Origin of the sequence: Flammeovirga sp. SJP92, assembly GCF_001583495.1 — a bacterium.
GTDB lineage: Bacteria > Bacteroidota > Bacteroidia > Cytophagales > Flammeovirgaceae > Flammeovirga.
The window spans coordinates 78,202-100,686 of sequence record NZ_LQAQ01000099.1 but is presented as its reverse complement, the minus strand read 5'-3'; the positions used below and the strand labels follow the sequence as shown (position 1 = coordinate 100,686).

The window sequence follows — 22,485 nt, the reverse complement described above, 5'->3', positions numbered from 1 at the left end:
ATTAGAAAGAAAGGTCTAACTTGAAACCGTAAGTAGCAGTTGTAGGATAAGCACCCGATACATAACCTTGTGCATTACCAGCTGATAAACCTGATTCAGGATCGAAGTAAGGAGTATTTTTGTGAAGAATCGCTAAGTTTCTACCTACAAATGATACTGTTACATTTTGAGCCCATGAACTGACTAATTTCTTAGGTAAAGTATATGATAAAGACAACTCTCTTAATTTGATATAGGTTGCATCATAAACTGTCATCTGACCTGGGTTTCTTTCACCATTACCCCAATAGAAGGCACCAGCATAGTAATCTGCAGGAGCTCTTACAGTATTTGGAGTACCATCTGCTTGAACGCCTGGATTCAATACTCCACCACCTTCTTCCAATGAATTTCTTACTGGGTTACCAAGGTCATTTAATCCAACTGTATTTGCTGTAACACCAGTACCTTGTCCATAGTGCATATCAAGTGAATAAACATCTCCACCTTTTTGCATATCCAATAAGAAACTTAATCTCAATCCTTTATAAGAGAATGTGTTTGTTAAACCACCATTCCACTCTGGGTTTGGATCACCGATTATTTGATCTGCAGAAGCTTTGTAATAACCATTTTCGTCAACAATTTTTTGACCATTATCATGGTAAGTATATCCAGTACCTCTTAAAATACCATACGGTTGACCTACTGTAGCGTTTGAACTAATACCGCCTTGGAAAGATCTGATCACTAAGTTATCTACATTGTCAATTAGTGATATTACTTCGTTTCTATTTCTAGACCAGTTTAAAGTAATATCCCATTTAAAGCCAGATTTCATAATAGGAGTACCTTTTAAAGCCACTTCCCATCCTCTGTTTTCAATCTCGCCACCGTTAATAAACTTACTTTCGTAACCAGTTGCTCTCGAAGTTGAAACATTGAAAATTTGGTTAAATGAATTCATCTTATAATAAGCTAAGTCTAAACCAATTCTGTTATTCAATGCAGATAATTCAATACCAGTTTCAAAACTATACGTTTCCTCAGGTTTTAAATCCTGATTGTTTTTCCTTGTTGGTAATGTGTAAATGATAGAGCTTCCGAAGTTGTCATTTCTATAATAGAAATCTGCAGTTCTATTTGGAGATGTATCATTACCTACTTTACCATATGAAGCTCTCAACTTACCAAAACTTAACCAGTCTGTTTTCAACATTTCAGTAAAAATATAAGAACCCGCTACTGATCCATATAGATATGAGTTACTTGAAGTCGGAAGAGCTGATGAAACATCATTTCTTGCCGTTAAATCTAAGTATAACATATTTTTATACCCCAAACTTACATTTGAGAAGATACCATAAACATGTTTCTCCGTTTTTTCTTCAATTGGATTTAATAATGGCAATACTGAATTACTTAAAGCATAAATACCTGGCACAGCTAAACCTCCATTAGTAGAAGAACTAACACTTTCAAAATTTTGAACACGAATATTTGAACCTAGTAAAGCAAATAAAGAAAAATCATCATTAAAATATTTGTTAGCAGTTAACATTAAATCATAGTTAAACTCGCTTACGTTTCTTTCTAATCTTGAATATCCTGAGCTCTCATCATTATTAGCCACACCGAAAGTAGTTGCTACTGAACCTACTGCTCTTCTTTCTTCTCTGATTTCTGTATATTGATCCATCGTTGCGCGACCTAATACACTTAACCATTTGTTAGGCTTATAATTCAATGATGCATTACCATATACTCTATTTCTTGAATCAGTTTGGTAGTTTTCGAAGCGGCTCCAATAAGGGTTGTCCCAGTAGATTGGAGTTTCAGGATCATTATAATCTGCAGCGTTCCATGTAATGTTTCTACCTGTTTTATGGTAAAGGTGCTCTAATGATTTTACATCAACGTTTGTTTGCCACCATTGTCTGAATTGAGACATTAAGTTATCAGAATAACCAGTAGAGTTACGACCTGTAGTCGAATTCATATTTACGTTAACACTAGCAGAAGCTTCTAATTTTTCATGCAGTTTTGTTGTACCAGTTAATGAGAAATTGTCTCTCTTCATTTCACTGTTAGGCAAGATACCCGTAGATTTATAATTTGTATACCCTAACCTGAAAGTACTTGTCTCATTACCACCCTCTAATGAAATACTATTATTGAAAGTGTATGAAGTTTCAAAGAAGTCCACTGGTGTTGTGGCCCCAGCGGTCCAAGCATAAGCTTTTCCATAATTTTCAGAATCTTTGACGAAAGAATCCCAGTGGTAAACATTTAAATTAGGATCGAATTTAGCACCAAAAGAACCATCTTCTGTTGTTGGAACTACAAAATCCAAATTGCCATCACCATTTACATCATCATCTAAGAAATATCCTGTAGACCCATAATAAGGTCCATAACCTGCTCCATATTGATTTTGGTACTCTGTAAAAGTGTTTTTAAGAATTTTACCTACAGTAACACCAGTTGAAATATTGATACCAATACCTTTTCTTTTTGAACCTTTTTTAGTTGTAATTACAATCGCACCATTTGATGCTCTTGAACCATAAAGAGCAGTTGCAGCGGCACCTTTTAAGACACTCATTGTCTCAATATCTTCTGGGTTAATATCTGAAGCAGCATTACCATAGTCATAACCACGACCACCTTCTTCTTGAGATGTTGTATTACCAGTACTGTTATCAATTGGCACACCATCTACTACAAATAGAGGCTGGTTATTACCTGTAATTGAGGTAGTTCCACGAATCACAATGTTAGTTGACCCACCAAAGTTATTGTTTGTTCTGATTTGAACACCAGCAACTTTACCTGATAATGAATTTACAAAGTTTGCTTCTTTTACAGTAGCAACATCTTCTCCTTTTACTGTTTGAGTTGCATAACCTAAAGATGCTTTTTCTCTTGTTACGTTCAATGCCGTAACTACAACTTCTTCTAGTTGTTCTACATCTTCTTCAAGAGAAAGTGAAATTTGTGATTGAGAACCAACAGTAACTTCTTGTGATTTATACCCTACTAATTTGAAAACTAATATTGGATTTTCTCCTGTTGCTATTAAACGGTAAGAACCGTCAATACCTGTTACCGTACCTTCAGTGGTACCTTTCACAATAACAGCTACACCTGGCAAAGTTTCCCCTGTAGGGTCTTTGATTACACCAGACACTGTTCTCTCTTGTGCCAACGTAGCAAAAACTACAGAAAGCATAAGAGACACTAACAAAAGTGCTTTTTTCATAATAAAATAATTGAATTGGAACTTAAAAGTCAGTCCTAGACATAGATTGAAAAGTCTAAAAAATGGACTCTAAATTATCTTGTTGAGATAATGGAAAATTAACGGTTAAAAGTTATGTTTTTGGAACTTTAGTTTAGAAAGTAAAAATTTGACCATAGTATAGAATTAGTTTTAAAATAAATTGAAATTGGAATGTTGGTTCTTGTAATAATTGTATGTTTTGTTAATTACTACTTCGCTAATGTATAACATTAACTTCTATTCTCTAAAAAAATACAACGAAAAAAATTTATTATTTTTAACAAAACAATCTAAAAAAGTCTTCTATATATAGAAATAATACAATGTTATCAGATTATTTTTAAAGAAATGCTAAATATTATACAATTTAAAAAAAGTTCTATTTTTTGTATACCATTTCTATTCGAATTCAAGAAATAAAAAAAGAGGTGATCTCAAAATGAGACCACCTCGTTCAATCTATAAGGAAGAATCCACTTCCAATTTCAATTATTTTCTAATTATTGATTTACTGCAGTTGGAGTAAATACATCAACCAATTCTGGAGTATTTGGATTTGTATTAATTTCCACCTGTGGATACAGTAATCTTTGAGGCAATTGAGTACCTGTATTAGGAGTAATTTGAACTCTCAAAGGATCTTTGTAAGTTCTTCTCATTTCTGAAAAACCTTCCAATTGACCAACTAATGCAGTATATCTTTCCGCTAAGATCTCACGAACATAAGCATCTGCTTTAGATATGTTATCTTGATTTAGCATTCCACCTGCATCAAAATCTGCATCTGTATAAGCATCATACTGTAAAGCTTCTCCATCTACATTATGGTACAATGGATCAATATATCCACCACTAGCCATATAACTTCTGTATTCATTAAGTTTTGTCAATGCAGTAGCTAAATCATTAGCTCTTGCTGAAGTTTCAGCAATTGTTAAAACATTTTCTCTGTAAGTTAAAAGAGGGAAAGTAGATGTTTGACCAAAGAATCCATCTTCTAAAACATTTAGATCATGAGAATAAGTAGTACCTTCTTTATATAAATAGCTACTTAAGTGAACTGTTTTTGTTTTTGCATTAGCTCTACCTTCAAGGTACCCTACCCCAAATGAATTATCAGCTGTCAAATAATCAGGTCTTTCAACTGTACAGAAAGTCCAATAAATATTTGAGTTGATTGTCAATGAAGTACCATGCTCTATTTCAACATTTTGATCAGCTGAAGAAATACCCAACTGAGCATTCTGAAGAGCCATATCATAGTTTTTAGTATGCATATAATATCTTGCTTTCAAGCTATATGCAGCCTCTAAACTAAAGTTTAAGATATCACTTGAAACTACACCTTCATTTGATTTGATATCTTCAATTGCCTGATCCAACAATGTTTGCACCGCAGTAAAAACTTCTGCTTGAGAATCATAAACTGGAGTAGAAATTCCATCAATTGCTTTTCCTGCTTCAGCTCCAGGAACATCACCCCAAAGGTCAGCTGCAATACCTAAGCTATACGCCATAACGATTTTACAGTAACCTGCTAATATTCTGTTCCCTCTTTCCTCTGCATCTTCCATTGCCACTTTTGCATTACCATAGGATACTCTATATAAGATATCCCAAGCAGAATCAAAATCGCCTGCTACAACGTTATACTCATGGATGGGCTGGTACTGTAATACACTTCCTGAGAAGTATCCTGACCAAATACCTGCAATTCTTGCAATATCACCTTCATTGATCATTGCCAAACCTAATTGAGAAGATGGCAATACAACACTAGCTGGAGCATAGGTAGGTGAGTTAGGACTTATGTTAGTATCCTTTACAAGCTCGCTACAAGACATTGCTCCTACTGTTGCAGCTGCTACTAATATATTTTTAAATATCTTTTTCATTAGATATATATTTCTTATTAAAAATTTATGAATCGGAATGATTACCAGTTAAATGCTGCTGTAAACACCCATGATCTTGTACTTGGGTTGTTGAAGTAATCTAATCCTCTACCATTTGCAGTTGCTCCTGTTAAGTTTGTATCAGGGTCAACACCTTTATAATCCGTCCATAAGAATAGGTTACGTCCTGTTACAGAAAGATCTATTGATGAAATCTTGATTGCTCTCTTTAAAGCAGGCATTCTTAAGCTGTAGCTTAATGTAACTTCTCTTAATCTAGTCCAAGTTGCATCTTCTACGAAGTTTTTACCAGGACCTGTGAATCCAGAACCAGGACCAGAAGTATACCAAGACTGATCTAATGCTACAGGACCTCCACCGAAGTCAGCAATTTCACCTCTGAAAGTATCTCCTGATGCATAAGTAGTACCATCCCAAGCTGTAACTTCAGAGCTTGCTGTAGTTTCACCACCTTGATCAATTGTCTTACCAAAGTACGATAATGCTCCTCTTGTACCATTCCATACATCACCACCTTGAGAATGTTCAACTAAAGCGTATAATCTGAAACCTTTATAAGATACAGTAGCACCTAAACCACCTCTCCAATCTGGATTTGGATCACCAATTACTTTTTCTTCTGGATCTTCCATTGGGAATCCATTATCATCTAAAACGTAAGAACCGTCATCATTTCTTTGGAAGTCAGTACCCCAAAGTGCTCCTACTGGATGTCCTTCAGCTGCACCAGATGCTGTTGAAGTGAAACCTGTTAATAAGATAAACTGTGAACCATTGATATCAGTTACTTTACTATTGATCTTCGTCCAGTTTAAGTCTACTGAAACTCTCCAATCTGCATTTTTAAAGATTTCATATCCTAAATCTAATTCGATACCTTGGTTTTCTAGAGAACCTGCATTTTGGAATTGGTTAGCAAAACCAGAAGAAGGAGCTAGATCAACATCTAATAATAAATCATTTGTCTCATTAGAGAAATAAGTAATACCTAATTTAGCCTTATTTGATAAGAATCTTAAATCTGTACCAATCTCCCATTCAGTCTTGATTTCAGGCTTAAGGAAAGGGTTACCAGCTCTAAAAGACTGGCCGAAACCTCCACCATAACCAGACATCGCTAACGAAGGACCCCATGATTCAGTTACTGTTGTAGCTGCATAAAGAGTTCTAGTTAAATATGCTCCTGGCTGAACACCAACTTGCCCCCATGAAGCTCTTACTTTTGCAAAACTCAATGCTCCTGAATTTGTATTTAAAATCTGGTATGCAGCATCCGCTGAAGGATAGTAATAAACTGACTTTTCCTCTTCTCCATAAGTTGAAGCAGCTTCACCTCTTAGAGTACCATTCACAAATAATCTATCTTTAAAAGAGAAATTAGCTGTACCATAAACTGCTGCAGTTTTGATTGTTCTGTAGAAGTTTGAAGGTGAATTAACGTCGTTTGTTGAGTTTGTAAAGTTAGGAGGTGCTGTAGCTAATGTAAATTCATTCATTTCACCACCTCTACGCTCATAATCTCTTTGGTTATAGTTGAAACCAAGAACACCTGTGAACATTAAATCTGAAGTGATTTGCTTTTGCACACGACCTAATAAATCCACATTAAACTGTAATTCTGAAATATTATCTTCTTCATAAAAACCTGCACCACCTGTTGCCGCAGACCCTTCTGCAAAATATGTAGCTCTATTTTCTTGGAAATAATCTACACCAGTTCTTAAAGTAAAGTCTAACCATTCTACAGGTAATAATTGAGCTTCGGCAGTACCGATAAATCTATTTAATTTTGATGGGTTCGATTGCTCGTTTACAGTCCATAGTGGGTTATCGTAACGCGGAGCACCTGTTCCTAGAGGATCTCTATAAGTTCTTTGAGTGTTTTCAATTACGGTACCATCTTCTCCATAATATGTACCTTTATAATCTCTCATATCAAAATCTGCAGGAGTTCTTAATAAACCTAGCATCAAACCTGAAGTATTTGAACCTTTCTGAGTTCTTTCTGACTTTGAGTGAGTGTAATTGAATGTGTTCGTCAATTTGAACTTATCAGAAAAACGTTTCATTGTGTTCAAACGAGCTGTTGTTCTTTTGTAGTTCGAATTTTTAACTACACCTCTTTGGTCCATATCAGACACCGAGAACATAAAAGAACCGTCTCTATCACCACCTGAGATTGAAATATTTTGATCTAAGAATGATCCATTTTGGAAAATTTCATCCCAGTTTGAATTTGTGTATACGTCACGACTATTTTTCTCAGAAATAGGGTAGTAAAGGTTACCATTTTGAGCTTCAAATCTAGAACCTGTTTCATCATAAATATCGCTTCCTCCTTTTCTATCAGCAATTTTATCTCCCCAAGATGTAAGGATACCTTCTACGTAAGCACCGCCCCATCCTTGTCCATAAGTAGATTGTAACTCAGGCTTTCTATTGATTTCATCTATTGAGTAAGACGCACGATAAGAAACATTCATTTTTTTACCTGTCGAAGAACCTTTCTTTGTTGTAATAACAATTACACCATTTGCAGCTCTAGAACCCCAAAGAGCAGCTGCGGAAGCACCTTTCAACACTTGCATAGACTCAATATCATTAGGGTTAATATCATTTAGTCTTGACTGCTGTGCTACACCATCTACTGAGTTAGTAGACTCTCCTACACTTGAGTTGTTGATTGGCATACCATCAACAATAATCAATGGATCTAGACCTCCGTTAATTGTTGCTTGTCCACGAATTTGGATAGATGAACCAGCACCAGGATCACCAGATGTACTGTTAATTCTTACACCTGAAGCTTTACCTGCTAAACCATTAATAAGGTTAGCTTCACCAGATTGTACAATACTTTCAGCTGCTATTTTTGAAGGAGCTGATCCTAGTTTGTCAATATCTTCCTCAAAACCTAAGGCTGATACTACAACTTCATCCAGTTGTTTCATATCTTCCTCTAGGGATAACGAAATAGCTGAGCTAGAGCCTACCGCTCTTTCAACCTGAACAAAACCTACCAGTTTGAAAACTAAAGTTGGATTCTGACCAGAAACTGTCAGCCTATACCCTCCGTCGATGTTTGTTACAGTACCTTGTGTAGTACCTTTTAATATTACGGCAACACCAGGCAACGGCTCGCCATTCGCATCCGAGATTGTACCGGATACAGTTCTCTCTTGAGCAAGCGTAGCAAAAGACAAGCTCATTAGGAGAGAAAGAAGCATAATTGCTTTTTTCATAGTTAAAATAAATTGAATTGGAACTTAAAGTTTAAATATCGGTTAGGTTTAGTCCAAAAAACCCTTCCTTCTATAAAAAATTTTGCTCGTTATGAATTGGTAGCAAAAAATATATTCCGTTTAAATATTAGTAGTTATATACAAAGTATTAGTAGTACATTATATCAAATGATTAATTATCACGTCCTCAAATGTAATAGAAATTTCTTAAATATGTAAACAAATGTTAGTATTTTTTTAACTTTTCTTAAAAATTACACTTAAACAAACACAGTGAAATCTTCCAATAGTACAATAATCACCCAAAAAATTAAGGATTTTCTTCAAAAAATAATAATTCCAATTCTTCCTAATTTTCACCCCTAAATTAATGTTAAATTCCACAACTCTTTATTTTTATAGTATTCATAGCTAACCTATATACTATTATAACAAGTTAATCTTCATGGATAAAAAGCTTTAATTTATTCTTTTCTGATTCGTCCTAACTCATATACATTTCACTTTCAAAAGACTTTTATTATTCTTTAATTTCTTATACGAAGTTGTAAATAAGAATCATCTTTTCCTTTATTACTCTTGTCAAAATTGTTACATATGATCAATAATTAGGGAATTCCGGTAAATAGTTTCATCACCCATTAAAACAGAAGTATTCTATCTATTTTAGTGGGTGGTTTTATATAGAATTAGTTCAAAAAAATACCCCATTAAGAACTATATAGACACATTTATCCAAGGGATATTGGGAAAGTGACTTTTTATACTACTAATTTAAATTGCCTTTCTTGTGGTATTTCAAGTGGTTTCGTTTCTTTTTTTTCCTCATTAAAACAGCATTAGAAATAAGAATTCCAAACACAATCTATTGTTTTTCATCCGCTTCTGTTCTCACTTTTATCTTGCCGAGCCCATAACTTCTTTTATAGGTTCCAAAAAAACTTCCATTTGGGGCAGTCTTCCTTTTGCGATGATCTCAACTATGCTATTTTCTTCCTTTGTATAGGATTTTGGATCTTTCATTTTAAAGTTTATGAAGGTGTTTTTACTAGTTATCGACGGTTTTTATTGGTAGCATAGATCCCATCTGCTCTATTTTACTTCTAAAGATTTTTTGATGTTTATAGAAGCTCTATTTTGGTATGTACCTTCACTAAAAGCATTGGATGATAAATGATCAATAATACTGATTCCTTCTACTTACAGAATATGAGCTTTGAATCCAAAATCTACTTTTTTAGTTCTCCTCTTACAATCGGGCGAAACCAAGGCTTGGAAAGGGAGATGATACGGTCATCAATACGTTCCTTTTTATGATCAAACATATATAGTTGATGGAAGTATATTTTCTTGATTATACACAATTTACCACTTTCATAACAGGTAGTATCCATCAGTAATAGATTAGAAAAATCAATACCTTCTTTCCTGTATTTTAATAAGGTAAATTGAAGTTCATCAATATCAATGATTGATGAAATGTGAGAACGAGTTGTACTTGGTAGAGTGTAATGTATTTTATTGTTTCATTATCTTTTAAAAAAAGCGAAAACAAAACACCTGATAAGTTCAATCTGTATTCAGTCTGTCAATTAATTAATCATCTCTTAAACCAGAGTAGGACTTCAGAAACATAAGAGCTAGTTTGTCCTTAATTATTGAACTATGACTTTCTTCCCTCCTTTTGGGAAATAGGAAGTATATAATTGCTCAAGTTTTTCTCAGAGAATTTTTTCCTAATTCAGGATTCTTAAATTTATATTATTGAAGAGTTTGAACTTGTTCAAGCTTGAATATTTCGAATTGCATACTATTTTGAGCTTGATTTGTACCTTTTTTTTGTGTGGCAATCCAAATTTAGGCAAGCTAAAACCCCTGAAAAAGTCAATTTTGACATTTTCAGGGGTTTATTATATATTCTTATATTGTATAGAAATCAAGTAGTTAACCTTTTACCACGATTCCCCAATTATTATCATATAAAAAGAGACTGTTCCATAAACTTAGTTATGAAACAGCCTCATATATAACTAATTAGTTATTATAAACCTTAATTATAAATTAGGGTTCGCATCAAGTTCAGCTTGTGGAATTTCAAAAACCCAACCATCAGCTCCAACTTCTCTTTCCATTACCTGTGCAAAACCTGAATTATGACCACCATTTGTTCTATCAAGTCTTTCTTTCTTTCTTAATAAATCAAACAAACGATAACCTTCACCCCATAGTTCAACTCTTCTTTGGAAAGAAATTTCATCTAGTAATGCAGCACCCGTTAACGATGTGACGTTGTGACTAGCATCTCTTACTGCAACTAATTCTTGTAAAACTTGTGCGGCTTCAGCATTCTGTCCTAACATTGCTTTTGCTTCAGCTTCAATTAAAAGCATTTCCTCAGCACGCATTAATACATAATCACCTGCCCAAGTAGATGGAGATGTCATTCTATACTTATTAAACATGTAAGGTATATCTGCATCACCATCTGTAATTAATGATTTCCTAGAATCAGTATCTCCCAAACGATCAAATAATTGTTTATTAATACACTTTTGCATACCTAAACCAGCATAACCAAATACTGTGTTATCCACAAAAGAGAACCAAGATGCATAGATAGTACTTTGATCTCCAATCACCTGTAATCCCCAAAGCCAACCTTCAGCTCTTGACGCATTACTAAAGCCATTATTAAATGCAGTACCAGTTGCAAGATTAATACCAGCTCTTGCTTTACCTGCATACTCTGCAGCAGTCGCCCACTGGTTCTTAATTAAAGCAGCTCTTGCTTTTATACCATAAACAACCTTTGCATCCACATGTGAAGAGTGTTCTTGAGAGTGTGCTGGCACTTTATCAAACTCCGCTTCAGCCGCTACTAAATCTGCATCAACCTGATCATATACTTCTTGAACAGTAGATCTAGCAGCTGGAGGTGTATCAGGAGAAGATGGTTCTATATAAATAGGAACTCCTGGTGCTGCCTCATTTCCAACATAAGTTTGTTGGTAAAGTTGCACTAGATTTAAATAATAATAAGCTCTCAAACCTAACGCCTGACCTTTAACTACTGCTTTTTCATCATCAGAACCTGCTAGCTCATCTACTTTTGCTAGAATTGCATTTACGTTAGCGATGTTTTCATAGTAATAGCTCCAGATATATTCAGTTCTATCTAAAGTAGCGTCATAATCGGTCCAAGTATAAGCATCTGTGAACCAACCATATCCACGATTTAAGTGATAAAAATCATCTGCTTTCAATTCTAACGCCTGTTTAATAGCCATTTCTCCAAAATGGTCAGTTCGTTCAGAATATGAATACATGTTTCTATATATACCATTTAAAGCTACTTCTGCACCTTGTACAGAACTTAGAAGTACACCCTCAGATACATCACCTGTTGGGGCAACATCTAAATTATCAGTACAGCTTGATAAAATACCGACAGCTGCAAGTAAGCCTAAAAATTTATTGAATTTCATATTATATTATAAAGATAAGTTCAAACCAAATGAAATTGTACGAACAGGCACATAAGTATAATCTGTTAAGCCTGATGAAGCTGGATTAATAAATAATCCCTGACGAGCATTCGAATACCATAAATTATCAGCTGTAACGTATGCTCTTACGTTTGAAGTTTGGATTTTATTTGCAATACTTCTTGGCAATGTATAACCTAAAGTAAGGTTTCTAATACCAAAGTTTGTTGCATCTGTTAAAAATCTTGTTGATGTTCTGTAAAGGTTTGCATTTTCATCTAATTGTAAACGAGGCACATCAGTAACATCTCCTGGTTGTTTCCATGCTTTATGTACAGCATCTACATGCAATGCACTACCTGCTCTAACTCTGTTTAATGTTGCATATGATCCATCATAAACACTACCTCCTACTGAGTATGTAAATAATACTGAGAAGTCAAAACCTTTATATGTAAAAGTGTTTGTAATTGAACCTTGGAAATCTGGAATAGCAGTTCCTACAATATAACGTCCTGCCTCAGAATAAACATTTGTTGTTTCACGTTCTCCAGTAGGTTCACCATCATCTCCAATAACATCTTTATAGTAAAGAGCATCACCGTTTTGAGGATCAACACCTGCAAATTCTCTTAAATAGAAATCATAAATAGAGTTTCCTACTTTCCATTGTTTCGTACCGTTGATAAATTCACCTTGTGGTAACTCAGTAATTTCGTTTATGTTTTTACTCCATAAAAGACCAATATCCCAACCGAAGTTCTTAGTTCTAACAGGAGTTGCATTTAAAGTAATCTCTACACCTCTATTTTGTACTTGACCAATGTTAGCAATAATACTACTAAAACCTGTTGAAGGAGCTAGTGGCTTACTCATGATACCGTCTTCTGTTGTACTTTGATACACTTCGATGGCACCTGAAATTTTATTCATGAAGCTAAAGTCAACACCAATGTTAAACATTGCATTTTTCTCCCATTCCAAACTTGGGTTTGCTAATGAGCTCAATTTACCACCAGGGTATGACGAGTTAGAGAAACTTAAATTATACAATGCTTCCCATGGGTAGTAATCATCATCTCCATTACTATCTACAACTTGCTCGTTACCTAATTTACCGTAAGAAGCACGAAGTTTTAATTCATCAATCCAAGAAGTTGATTTTAAGAAGCTCTCTTCTGATAATCTCCAAGCACCACCAACTGACCAAAAGTTACCCACTCTTGAATCTTTATTAAAACGTGATGTCGCATCTTGACGTAATGAAGCAGAGAAGAAATACTTCTGATCAAAGTTATATTCTAAACGACCAAAGTAAGAATCCATTCTATGATCTAACTGATAAGAGCTAGCACCAGAGATTGTCGTTGCAGGGTTCAATTCTGTTAAACCTGATAATGGGAAACCTGTTTTTGTTGCTGACAAATATTGGTAATTCAATGAATAATATTCGTGACCTAATACTGCATTTACATTATGCTTATCAAAACCTTTTTGATATGTCAAAATTTGGTTAAATGTATATGACATATTCATATCATTTGTTCTCACAGTACGACCAGCTACATTTTGCGCATCACCATACTCACTATTTTGATGCTCAAGGTAGTTAGTTGCATAGGTATCTGTTGATATATTCGTTTTAAAACCAAAACCTTTACCAAAATCAAAATCTAAATAACCTCTTGCTCCAATACTATGTCTTTCGTTATAGTTTTGATCTAACTGAGTTGTAGCCACTACATTTGAATTACCTGCATAAGGTCTTACTAATGATTCGTAACCTTCATCACCTGGATTCAAATCTGTATTGATGTTTATTTGCTCACCGTTACCAAAATCAAAGATTTTGTTTCCGTTATCATCATAAACAAAATTACCTTGTCTATCTCTAATGTATACTGGATAGATTGGACCCATTGCACGAGTTGAATAGAATGGATTAGAAGTTGCTGTTCCGTCAGCACCTAAAAAGTTACTTGTTGTGTAACCATAGTTTACATTCAAACCAGCTTTCACCCATTTCTTAATATCTGTATTTACTTTTAACCTTGCTGTAAACTTTTCAAAACCAGAGTTCTTTACAATACCTTCTTCATCTAAATAACCTAGCGACAATAAATAATCAGTCTTATCACTTGCACCGTTTACATCCAAGTTGTATTCTTGACGTATTCCAGTACCGATTAATTCTCCTTGCCAATCATCTTCCCAAAGCATTTGAGCAGTTTCATTAAACTCTCCAAACTCATTGATTAATGGTTGTCCATTTGAAATTTTGAAATTATTATAATTACCAGTAGTACCCATCAAGTTTTTTGACGCTTCTAAACCAGCCTCTTCTGCAGATAGTGGATTATCTTCTCGGTTCATGTATTGTTGCTTAAGACCTTCATACATTGCCGACATATAATCCTTAGAACCTACTCTCTCGTATTCCTTGAAAGCTCTTTCTGAAACACCATATCTTGTCGAGAAGTTGATTTTTGGAGCACCTGTCTTACCACTTTTTGTAGTAATCATAATGATACCATTTGTTGCTCTTGAACCATAGATGGCTGTACCAGATGCATCCTTTAATACTGAGAATGATTCAATATCATTAGGGTTAATTGCATTCATTTGACCATCAAAGATAGCACCATCTACAACAATTAGTGGAGCATTTGAAGTACCGATACCTGCAAAACCACGAACAACAATATCTGGAGATGATCCTGGTTGTCCTGAAATACCAGTTACTGATAAACCAGGTACAGAACCTTCTAATGAAGATAACGGGTTTGATGTTTGTACCTTAGTAATTGTCCCTGAGTCTACAGTAGTTGCAGCACCAGTAAATGAAGTTTTCTCTGTAGTACCATATCCGATTACTACTACTTCTTCAAGTTGTTCTAAATCTTGATTTAAAGTGACATTAACTGTTGATTGAGTACCAACTGCCACTTCTTGTGCTTCATAACCTACAAAACTGAATACCAATACATCAGATGCAGATTGTTGTTGAAGTTTGAATGCACCATCGATATTGGTGATGGTACCTTTTGATGTCCCTTTAATGACAACTGTTACACCTGGAAGAGGTTGACCGGTGCCTTCTTCAGTTACAACACCTGAGACAGTCTTTTCTTGTGCAAAAGTATTTACAGCGAGAGCTAAAATAAATACAATTGACGATAGAAGTCGTTTGTACATAAATAATTGAATTAAATTAAGCTTAAGATTGCAGTATCCGTTTTTAACAGAATTATTGAATTGGAAGTCCCTAAAAAAACGTTTATACTTTAAATAGTTGAATCTTTAAATCTTTTCCTAAAACTTAAAAAAAGAGAATATTAAAAAATTTAACCTATGTTTACATTGCAATATCTTATTTTTCACATATTTTTTTTAACTATCTTTAGTTAATGAATGTGAAAATATACAAATAAAAATATAAACACCTGAATAATAACAATTTAACATTTAACCAAATTCATCAATTAATTGAATAATATGCTTTATAGTAGGGTTAAATTTGAGATTCGCCACTAAAAAATATAATTTCAATTTAAACCATTAATTTTAGAGTTTGATGCAATAGGTAATTTAACTTTCTCAACACCTCATTTAACATATCAATTTATAATAAAGATTATACTCTTTCATTTTTATTTTAAGGGAGATAAACTTCAACTGCACAAGGTTAAATGAATAACAAATCACTTATAAAAGTTAAGAATTAATCATTTGATCATAACAATCTAAATAATTTTTCAATTCAAATTATGAATATTCAAAAGAGCTAAAATCATCATAACATATCACTTACTCTACATGTGATACTTAATGATATGATATATTTTTTATGCTATATGTTAAAGTAGAGAAAAGCTAATTCTTTATGATTTCGACTAACGATATTCTTTTAAGTAGACTTAAAAAAATAAGCCCAATGGAAATAAATCCATTGGGCTTAACCAAAAAGTACGTTCATAAAGTTACATTACAAAAGTTTTTGAACCTTATGATATGTGAACTAACGGGAACCACCAGCCCACCATACATTATCATTATATACATTAATGTTTAAATAAGCTTCTCTAACATTCACGTTATTATTTACGTCATCAGCACCATAAGTATATCTTAATGGGAATTTCTCCACTTTAGGGTTTTGGAAGTTCACATAAGATGGATGTGCTCCTCCGTTCATTGCCTTTAATCTACGGAAGTCATTATATGCTTCGATAGCCTCTGATTGGAAGAATGATACATACTTCTCACCCATAATTCTATCAATACTGAAGTCTGTAATTGTCGCTACATAAGTATCAGCTTGATCACTAGTTAAATTAGCATATTCAAATGCTGCTTTTATTGCCTCGATAGCTGCGGTTTGACCAGAACCTACTGATTTTCTTTCTAAAGCTTCTGCTTCTAAGAATTTCAACTCATGGAAAGATAAGAACTGAGTAGCGTTGGTTCTATCTTTGAAATAAGTTGAGATACCATACTTATTTTGATTTTGCTCATTTTGACCATTTTCTCCTAAAACTAACACAGCGTCTTCATCATCACTTTTAGGGATAAAATAAGTTGCAATTCTAGGATCATTGTTTGCAGACATCATATCATGTAATGATTTTGAAGAACCATATTGATCACGTGTTACGTACAATAACGCATAAGGGTTATTACTTGATCCTCCATTATATACATATTTAGCTTCTTCAGCAGCACTTGTAAATGACTTTGCAACTTCAGCAATTACTTCATCATAAACATTTGGTCTCACATGAGATAAACGCATTAAAAGTCTTGCCTTTAAACCATGAGCAAACTTTGTCCATAATTCTACATCACCTCCATAAACAAGGTCATAGCCTCCAATACTATTAAAACCACTAGGAATACTTAAATTTTCAATACCCGCATCGATATATGCAAAGATTTCATTGTAAATATCTTCCTGCTTATCAACATTCGGCAACATGAAATCTTCTGCATTCAATGCTTCAGACCAAGGTACATCACCACAAACGTCTGTAAGAATTGATAAATTATACGCCGTTAATACTTGAGCAATACCCAAGTTAGCAGTATTTCCTTGTTCTTTTCCTTCTGGAGAACAAATTTCAATTACATCTTTCGCATCTCTTAAAGCTGTATATGCTCCATTCCAAGAGTTATTGTAAGTTGATGCAACTGCTAACTGTCCGTCTTCACGAATTTCAGATTGATAAAACTGATTGTGAGTACCTACATAGTGCTCTACAAATAATGATGCATAAAAAGCAAAATCACCATTAGCTACTTGTACAGCTGTTCTGTTGATCAAATCTGTTAGAATCAAATTTGTTGACATCTCTGTCGGGTTATTTGGATTCTGGTTGATTTCGTCCATCTTATCCTCTGAACAAGAGAATAAGGTTGCGCCTGCCACACATAAAATGGCAAACTTGTTTATATATTTTTTGATTGTCATGTTATGTCAAATTAGAATGTTAAGTCAACACCAAAACCAAAGCTTGAAGTGTTTGGCATAGAGAATCTTTCGAAAGATCCACCCATGTTATTATTACCTTGAGATGATTCAGGATCTAAGTTTGGAAGTTTAGACCATAATAAGATGTTACGAGCAAAAGCTGATAATCTTACTCCAGTTGTTCCGTTGAACACTTTTTCTGGGAATTGATACCCTACAGCCAATTCTCTTAACTTGAGGAATGAGTTATCATAAATAAATGACTCATTGATACCGTTTTCTCTTAAGTATAAATCTTGGTGAGATTTTTCGCCATTTGGTCCAATTACAATATCGTTTGGAGAACCATCTTCTTTTACACCTGGATAAATAATATCTTGATCTCTGTTTTCAGTTGTTTTTGATACACCATAAAGTTTCATCAAACCGTTAGTACCTGAGTACATTTCACCACCATGTTTCCAATCTAATACTGCTGATAAGTTCCAGTTCTTATATTGAAGACTTGTATTGAATCCCAAGATGAAATCCGGAGTTACATCACCAATAATACCCTCTTGTCCAACCATTGGTAAACCATCTTTATCAACAATAATATTGTTATTGTCATCTCTCAAGTATGTTGAACCGTAAATTACAGGATAAGCAAATCCTTCTGCAGCTCTAACTTGTGGAGTTACAAATCCACCTAAGAAAATTGATTCCACACCTGGTGCTAATTCTTCAACTACAGATACAATTCTCGAATAGTTGAAAGTCATATCCCATCTTAAATCTTTCTTCTGAATAGGAACTAATGTTAAGTTGATCTCATGTGCATCTGTACTGATGCGACCGCCATTTGTCAACTTCTGAGAATAACCAGTAGATTTTGCCAATGGCACAGCAAAGATTTGATCTTCTACGTCCTGACGAGAATAAGTATATGATAATACAATACGATCATTGAAGAATCCTAAATCAGTTCCAAGTTCATATGATGTTGTATTTTGAGGTTTTAACTGAGGATCATAAAGTGTTCCGTATCTATTGAAACCTGTCACACCATTCATTGGGTAATTGATAGGGTACTCTCCAGACCACCATCCTCCAGAATATGATGGAATACTATAATAGTCTTCATAATAATCACCTGCTTGACCTACTTGTGCCCATGATGCTCTTACTTTAAATAATGATAATTCATCTACATCTTTCAAGAAATCAAGCTCGCTCAATACAACTGAAGTTGAGATTGAAGGGTAGAAGAATGATCTATTACCTCTTGGCATACTCGATACATAATCATTACGACCTGTAGCTGTTAAGAAGAAGATTTGCTCATAAGAATAGGTCAAACTACCAAAGAAACCAACTGTTCTCGTCATACGTTGTCTCTCATCCATTGATTGAACCTGAGTATTTGAAATATGTTGCCAACCTCCACTATTGAAATTAGCACCATATTGCTCATATTTCTTTTGAGTATTGTCGTTCAATTCATTACCCAAAATTGCTGAAATTTTGCTCTTTGAAGTGATTTCCCAATTGAAATTAACTGTAGCCAAAGAGTTAATAGTATTATTTGTTACACCATAGTTTTTGATAGATCCTCCACCAGCACCATTGAATACGCCTCTGTTTCCATATTCAAAAATATCTTGGTAATGTGATGTATAAGAATCAACACCCAATTGATATTTCACACGGATATCCATGTTATCTCTCAATTTAGATTCATATTGTAAATAAGCATTACCATAGAATCGGTCTGTTTTCTCATTGAAAACATTGTTTTCTGCTGCCCAATAAGGGTTAGGGAAGCCCAAATTTCTAAAAGAAATCTGATCATAAGGATCTGTAGGGTTTGCCGAAGGAATTCCTTTTAAGTTATATGAATTAGGTGCAGCATAAACACCTGCTAAAGCCGCATCGTTACCAGCTGAAAGCTTATCAATTTCAGATTGAACATAGTTAGCTGAAGCTCCTGTGCTAAAGTTATCATTTAATGAAGCATCTAATCTAGCTTTTGCATTCCATCTAGTCATTCCAGTACTTGGAGCAACACCTTTTTGGTCTACATTTGAAATACCAACACTATAGTTAACATTATCAGTTGATTGACTAATATTAGCAGAAGTATTAACTGTATAACCTGTTCCAAAGTAATCTCCAAAATTATCGTACGTACCTGGAGTTACCCAAGGATTCATACCTGCATGTTCTAATTGAGGTACAAAATACTTACCTTCATGACCTTGGTGATTACCTCCATAGCCTGTCCCATTAGGTCCTGTAGGTCGACTTGGGTCGTTATTAATATCATTAGGTAAATCTGAAATTCTTGGTCCCCATGCCATTGATGAATAAGGATCGAAAACACCAGCAGAACCTTGAGCATATTTTGTCTGATACTCAGGAGCTCTTGAAACAACATCAAATGAAGTCGTATTTGAAACGTTCACAATAGGTTTTGAACTTCTTCCACCTTTACCAGATTTTGTTTCAATGATAATTACACCATTAGATGCTCTAATACCATAAAGAGCTGCCGCTGCTTGACCTTTTAAAATATTGATGCTTGCAATATCGTTTGGATCAATATCTACAGCTCTGTTTGCTACGTCAGCACCAGTTACAGATGAACCCGTTGAGAAGTCTGGATTTGAAGAAATCGGCATACCATCCACAACATACAAAGGAGCATTGTTGCCAGTAAATGATCTAGATCCACGAATATTGATTTGTGTAGATGCACCTGGCATACCTGAAGATGGCTTAATATCTACACCAGAAACTTTACCTTGAAGTGCACCTGCTAAACCAGGGTTACCTGCTTGTTGTAATGTTTCAGCATTTACTTCTTGATAAGCATAACCAATAGATTTTTTATCGGTCTGTTGTCCCATCGCTGTTACAACAACCTCGTCTAATTGCTCAGCATCTTGTTCTAATGAGATGTCGATTCTAGAACTTTGTCCTACTGCTACTTCTTGAGTAGAGTAACCTACAAAACTGAAAACTAGAGTTGCATCATCTCCGATAGTAAGGTGATATTTACCGTCTAGGTCAGTAATAGTACCTTTACTTGTTCCTTTTAATAAAACTGTAACACCAGGAAGGGGATTACCTTCCTCTGACACTACACCAGAAATGGTGCGGTCCTGCGCAATAGAACTCAACATTGTTATCAATGCAAGCACTATTGTGGATAGAAGTCGCTTGTTCATATAATTGATTAAATTAAGCTAAGATTGTAGTATGCGTTTTTGAAAGAAAATAATTGAAATGGAGTCTAAAAAAAACGTTAATACAAAATTTAAATTGGTTTCTAATTAGGTTTTAGATTGCTCTTGATAAAAGTGAATCTTTTTTAATATTAACCTTTATTCGTACCGCAATATCAACTTTTAACTTTATGGCTTGTATTTATTTAAGTTAATGAGTTTTAAAATTGAATTAATATACTCATAAATAACTGATTTACAATATTTAAAATAAATAAAAATAAAAAATAAAGAATAAAAAATAACTAAAATTAAAATATTCAAAATTTATTAAAAAATAGTATATTGTACATTTTGTTATATTTTACAGATAACAAAAAAAGGTACACTTTATATAATTAAGTGTACCCTTTACTAATAATTATTTTGTAATACTAACGACTTCCACCTGCCCACCAAACATTATCAGTGTAAACATTTGTACTCTCTAAAGCTTCTCTTACAAACTGATTATTATTGACATCATCAGCTCCATAAGTCATTCTTAGAGGGAATTTTGCAGGCTGAGGGTTTAAGAAAGTAATATAACTATCTGCTCCCATTGCCTTCAATCTTCTGTAATCATTATAGGCTTCCAACGATTCAGAAATATACTGTGCAATATACTTTTCGCGCATTACATAATCAGCATCAAAAGTTTTACTACCTTCTATATATGTTATATAAGCATCAATTTGTGTTTGACTGATATTTGCAGCGGCCAAATGTGCTCTTACAGCAGCAACAGTTGCAGCCTGAATGTCTGCGGTACTTCCTCCTGACCTTGCTTGTGCTTCAGCAATCAAGAATTGTAACTCGTGATAGCTCATAATGTAAGTATCTTGTGTTCTATTATTAAAATAGTCTGAGATACCATATACACCTTGAATTTGATCAATATCTCCGTTTGGTGCAAAAGCCAATGAATCTGTCCCAGGATATTCTACAAAATATGTAGCAACTCTTGGATCTTGATCGTCCATATTGTTTCTCATACTTTGGCTTGATCCATAATAATCCCTTTGAGTATACATTAAATAATAAGGGTTATAAGATGTGGAGCCATTATAAGTTGATTTTGCTTGCTCACTGATAGAAGCAAACGACTTTGCGGCATGTGCAATGACATCTTGATAGGTGTAATTAGTTGGGTCAACGTGAGATAATCTCATTGTAAATCTAGCTTTCAAACCCCAAGCTAATTTCGTCCATGCTGCACGGAAATCTGATGATCCTCCATAAATCATATCATGAACTCCAATAGGCTGGTAATTACCCTCATTTTCTTTTGCTAAATTGGCAATTCCATCATCCAATAATTGAAAAATAGCTTTATAGACATCTTCTTGTTTATCCAGCTTTGGTCTTAAGAAATTTACAGGATCTAAAGCTTCACTCCAAGGAACATCACCACACATATCAGTCACTACTGATAGGTTATAAGCCATTAAAATTTGAGCAATACCTAATGTATGGTTGTTGCCTACTTCAATTCCTCCTTCGGAACACTTTTCAATCACCACCTTCAGATTTCTTAATGCTTCATATGATCCTACCCATGCAGAGTTGTAGGTTGTTGCCTGGGTTAAAGAGGCATCTAATCGAATCTCTGCTTGATGAAATTGATTGAAAACACCTACTTGATGTTCTATAAATAATGAGGCATAAAATGCATAATCACCATTTGCTACTCTTACTAATGATGCGTTCATGGCATCTGTCATCACAAACTGTGATGGAGCATCCAGAGGATTATTCGGGTTCTTATTAATTTCATCCAAGACATCTTCTGAACAAGATGCTAAGGAGAGTATTATTCCAATCAGGAATAACTTCATATATTTTATTTTTTCCATTTTTCTTGTTAA

9 protein-coding genes are annotated in these 22,485 nt (G+C 34.2%); all 9 read right to left on the bottom strand.

Annotated features, from left to right (window positions below):
- Position 1: 1 nt before the first annotated feature.
- A complete protein-coding gene (locus AVL50_RS25605) occupies positions 2 to 3,241 on the bottom strand; it encodes a SusC/RagA family TonB-linked outer membrane protein (protein ID WP_062619780.1) in 3,240 nt (1,079 codons plus the stop codon).
- Between the two features lie 521 nt (positions 3,242 to 3,762).
- On the bottom strand, positions 3,763 to 5,157 hold the full coding sequence (locus tag AVL50_RS25600; protein WP_062619779.1) for a SusD/RagB family nutrient-binding outer membrane lipoprotein: 1,395 nt from the start codon (positions 5,155 to 5,157) through the stop codon (positions 3,763 to 3,765).
- 41 nt (positions 5,158 to 5,198) lie between these two features.
- Entirely contained in the window at positions 5,199 to 8,420 is a 3,222-nt protein-coding gene (locus AVL50_RS25595; RefSeq protein ID WP_062619777.1) for a SusC/RagA family TonB-linked outer membrane protein, read from the bottom strand.
- Positions 8,421 to 9,317: 897 nt separating this feature from the next.
- The gene (locus tag AVL50_RS33750) at positions 9,318 to 9,443 is read right to left on the bottom strand and encodes a hypothetical protein (protein WP_256366141.1); all 126 of its coding nucleotides are present in this window, start codon (positions 9,441 to 9,443) and stop codon (positions 9,318 to 9,320) included.
- Between the two features lie 1,031 nt (positions 9,444 to 10,474).
- Positions 10,475 to 11,905, bottom strand: a complete 1,431-nt coding sequence (locus tag AVL50_RS25590; RefSeq protein ID WP_062619775.1) for a RagB/SusD family nutrient uptake outer membrane protein — start codon at positions 11,903 to 11,905, stop codon at positions 10,475 to 10,477.
- A 6-nt stretch (positions 11,906 to 11,911) separates the two neighbouring features.
- Entirely contained in the window at positions 11,912 to 15,100 is a 3,189-nt protein-coding gene (locus AVL50_RS25585) for a TonB-dependent receptor (protein WP_062619773.1), read from the bottom strand.
- An 823-nt stretch (positions 15,101 to 15,923) separates the two neighbouring features.
- Positions 15,924 to 17,372: a SusD/RagB family nutrient-binding outer membrane lipoprotein gene (locus AVL50_RS25580; protein WP_062619771.1), complete on the bottom strand. Its 1,449-nt coding sequence runs from the start codon at positions 17,370 to 17,372 to the stop codon at positions 15,924 to 15,926.
- Positions 17,373 to 17,383: 11 nt separating this feature from the next.
- Positions 17,384 to 20,536, bottom strand: a complete 3,153-nt coding sequence (locus AVL50_RS25575; RefSeq protein WP_216639088.1) for a SusC/RagA family TonB-linked outer membrane protein — start codon at positions 20,534 to 20,536, stop codon at positions 17,384 to 17,386.
- 476 nt (positions 20,537 to 21,012) lie between these two features.
- Positions 21,013 to 22,473 carry a SusD/RagB family nutrient-binding outer membrane lipoprotein gene (locus AVL50_RS25570; protein ID WP_062619768.1) on the bottom strand — a complete coding sequence of 487 codons (1,461 nt, stop codon included), beginning with the start codon at positions 22,471 to 22,473 and terminating at the stop codon, positions 21,013 to 21,015.
- Positions 22,474 to 22,485 lie beyond the last annotated feature (12 nt).

Excerpts from the sequence above, each read along its gene's own strand:
- AVL50_RS25590 (WP_062619775.1), bottom strand. The coding sequence starts at position 11,905 with ATGAAATTCAATAAATTTTTAGGCTTACTTGCAGCTGTCGGTATTTTA.
- AVL50_RS25595 (WP_062619777.1), bottom strand. The coding sequence starts at position 8,420 with ATGAAAAAAGCAATTATGCTTCTTTCTCTCCTAATGAGCTTGTCTTTT.
- AVL50_RS25585 (WP_062619773.1), bottom strand. The coding sequence starts at position 15,100 with ATGTACAAACGACTTCTATCGTCAATTGTATTTATTTTAGCTCTCGCT.
- AVL50_RS25600 (WP_062619779.1), bottom strand. The coding sequence starts at position 5,157 with ATGAAAAAGATATTTAAAAATATATTAGTAGCAGCTGCAACAGTAGGA.
- AVL50_RS25580 (WP_062619771.1), bottom strand. The coding sequence starts at position 17,372 with ATGACAATCAAAAAATATATAAACAAGTTTGCCATTTTATGTGTGGCA.
- AVL50_RS25605 (WP_062619780.1), bottom strand. The coding sequence starts at position 3,241 with ATGAAAAAAGCACTTTTGTTAGTGTCTCTTATGCTTTCTGTAGTTTTT.
- AVL50_RS25575 (WP_216639088.1), bottom strand. The coding sequence starts at position 20,536 with ATGTTGAGTTCTATTGCGCAGGACCGCACCATTTCTGGTGTAGTGTCA.
- AVL50_RS25570 (WP_062619768.1), bottom strand. The coding sequence starts at position 22,473 with ATGGAAAAAATAAAATATATGAAGTTATTCCTGATTGGAATAATACTC.
- AVL50_RS33750 (WP_256366141.1), bottom strand. The coding sequence starts at position 9,443 with ATGAAAGATCCAAAATCCTATACAAAGGAAGAAAATAGCATAGTTGAG.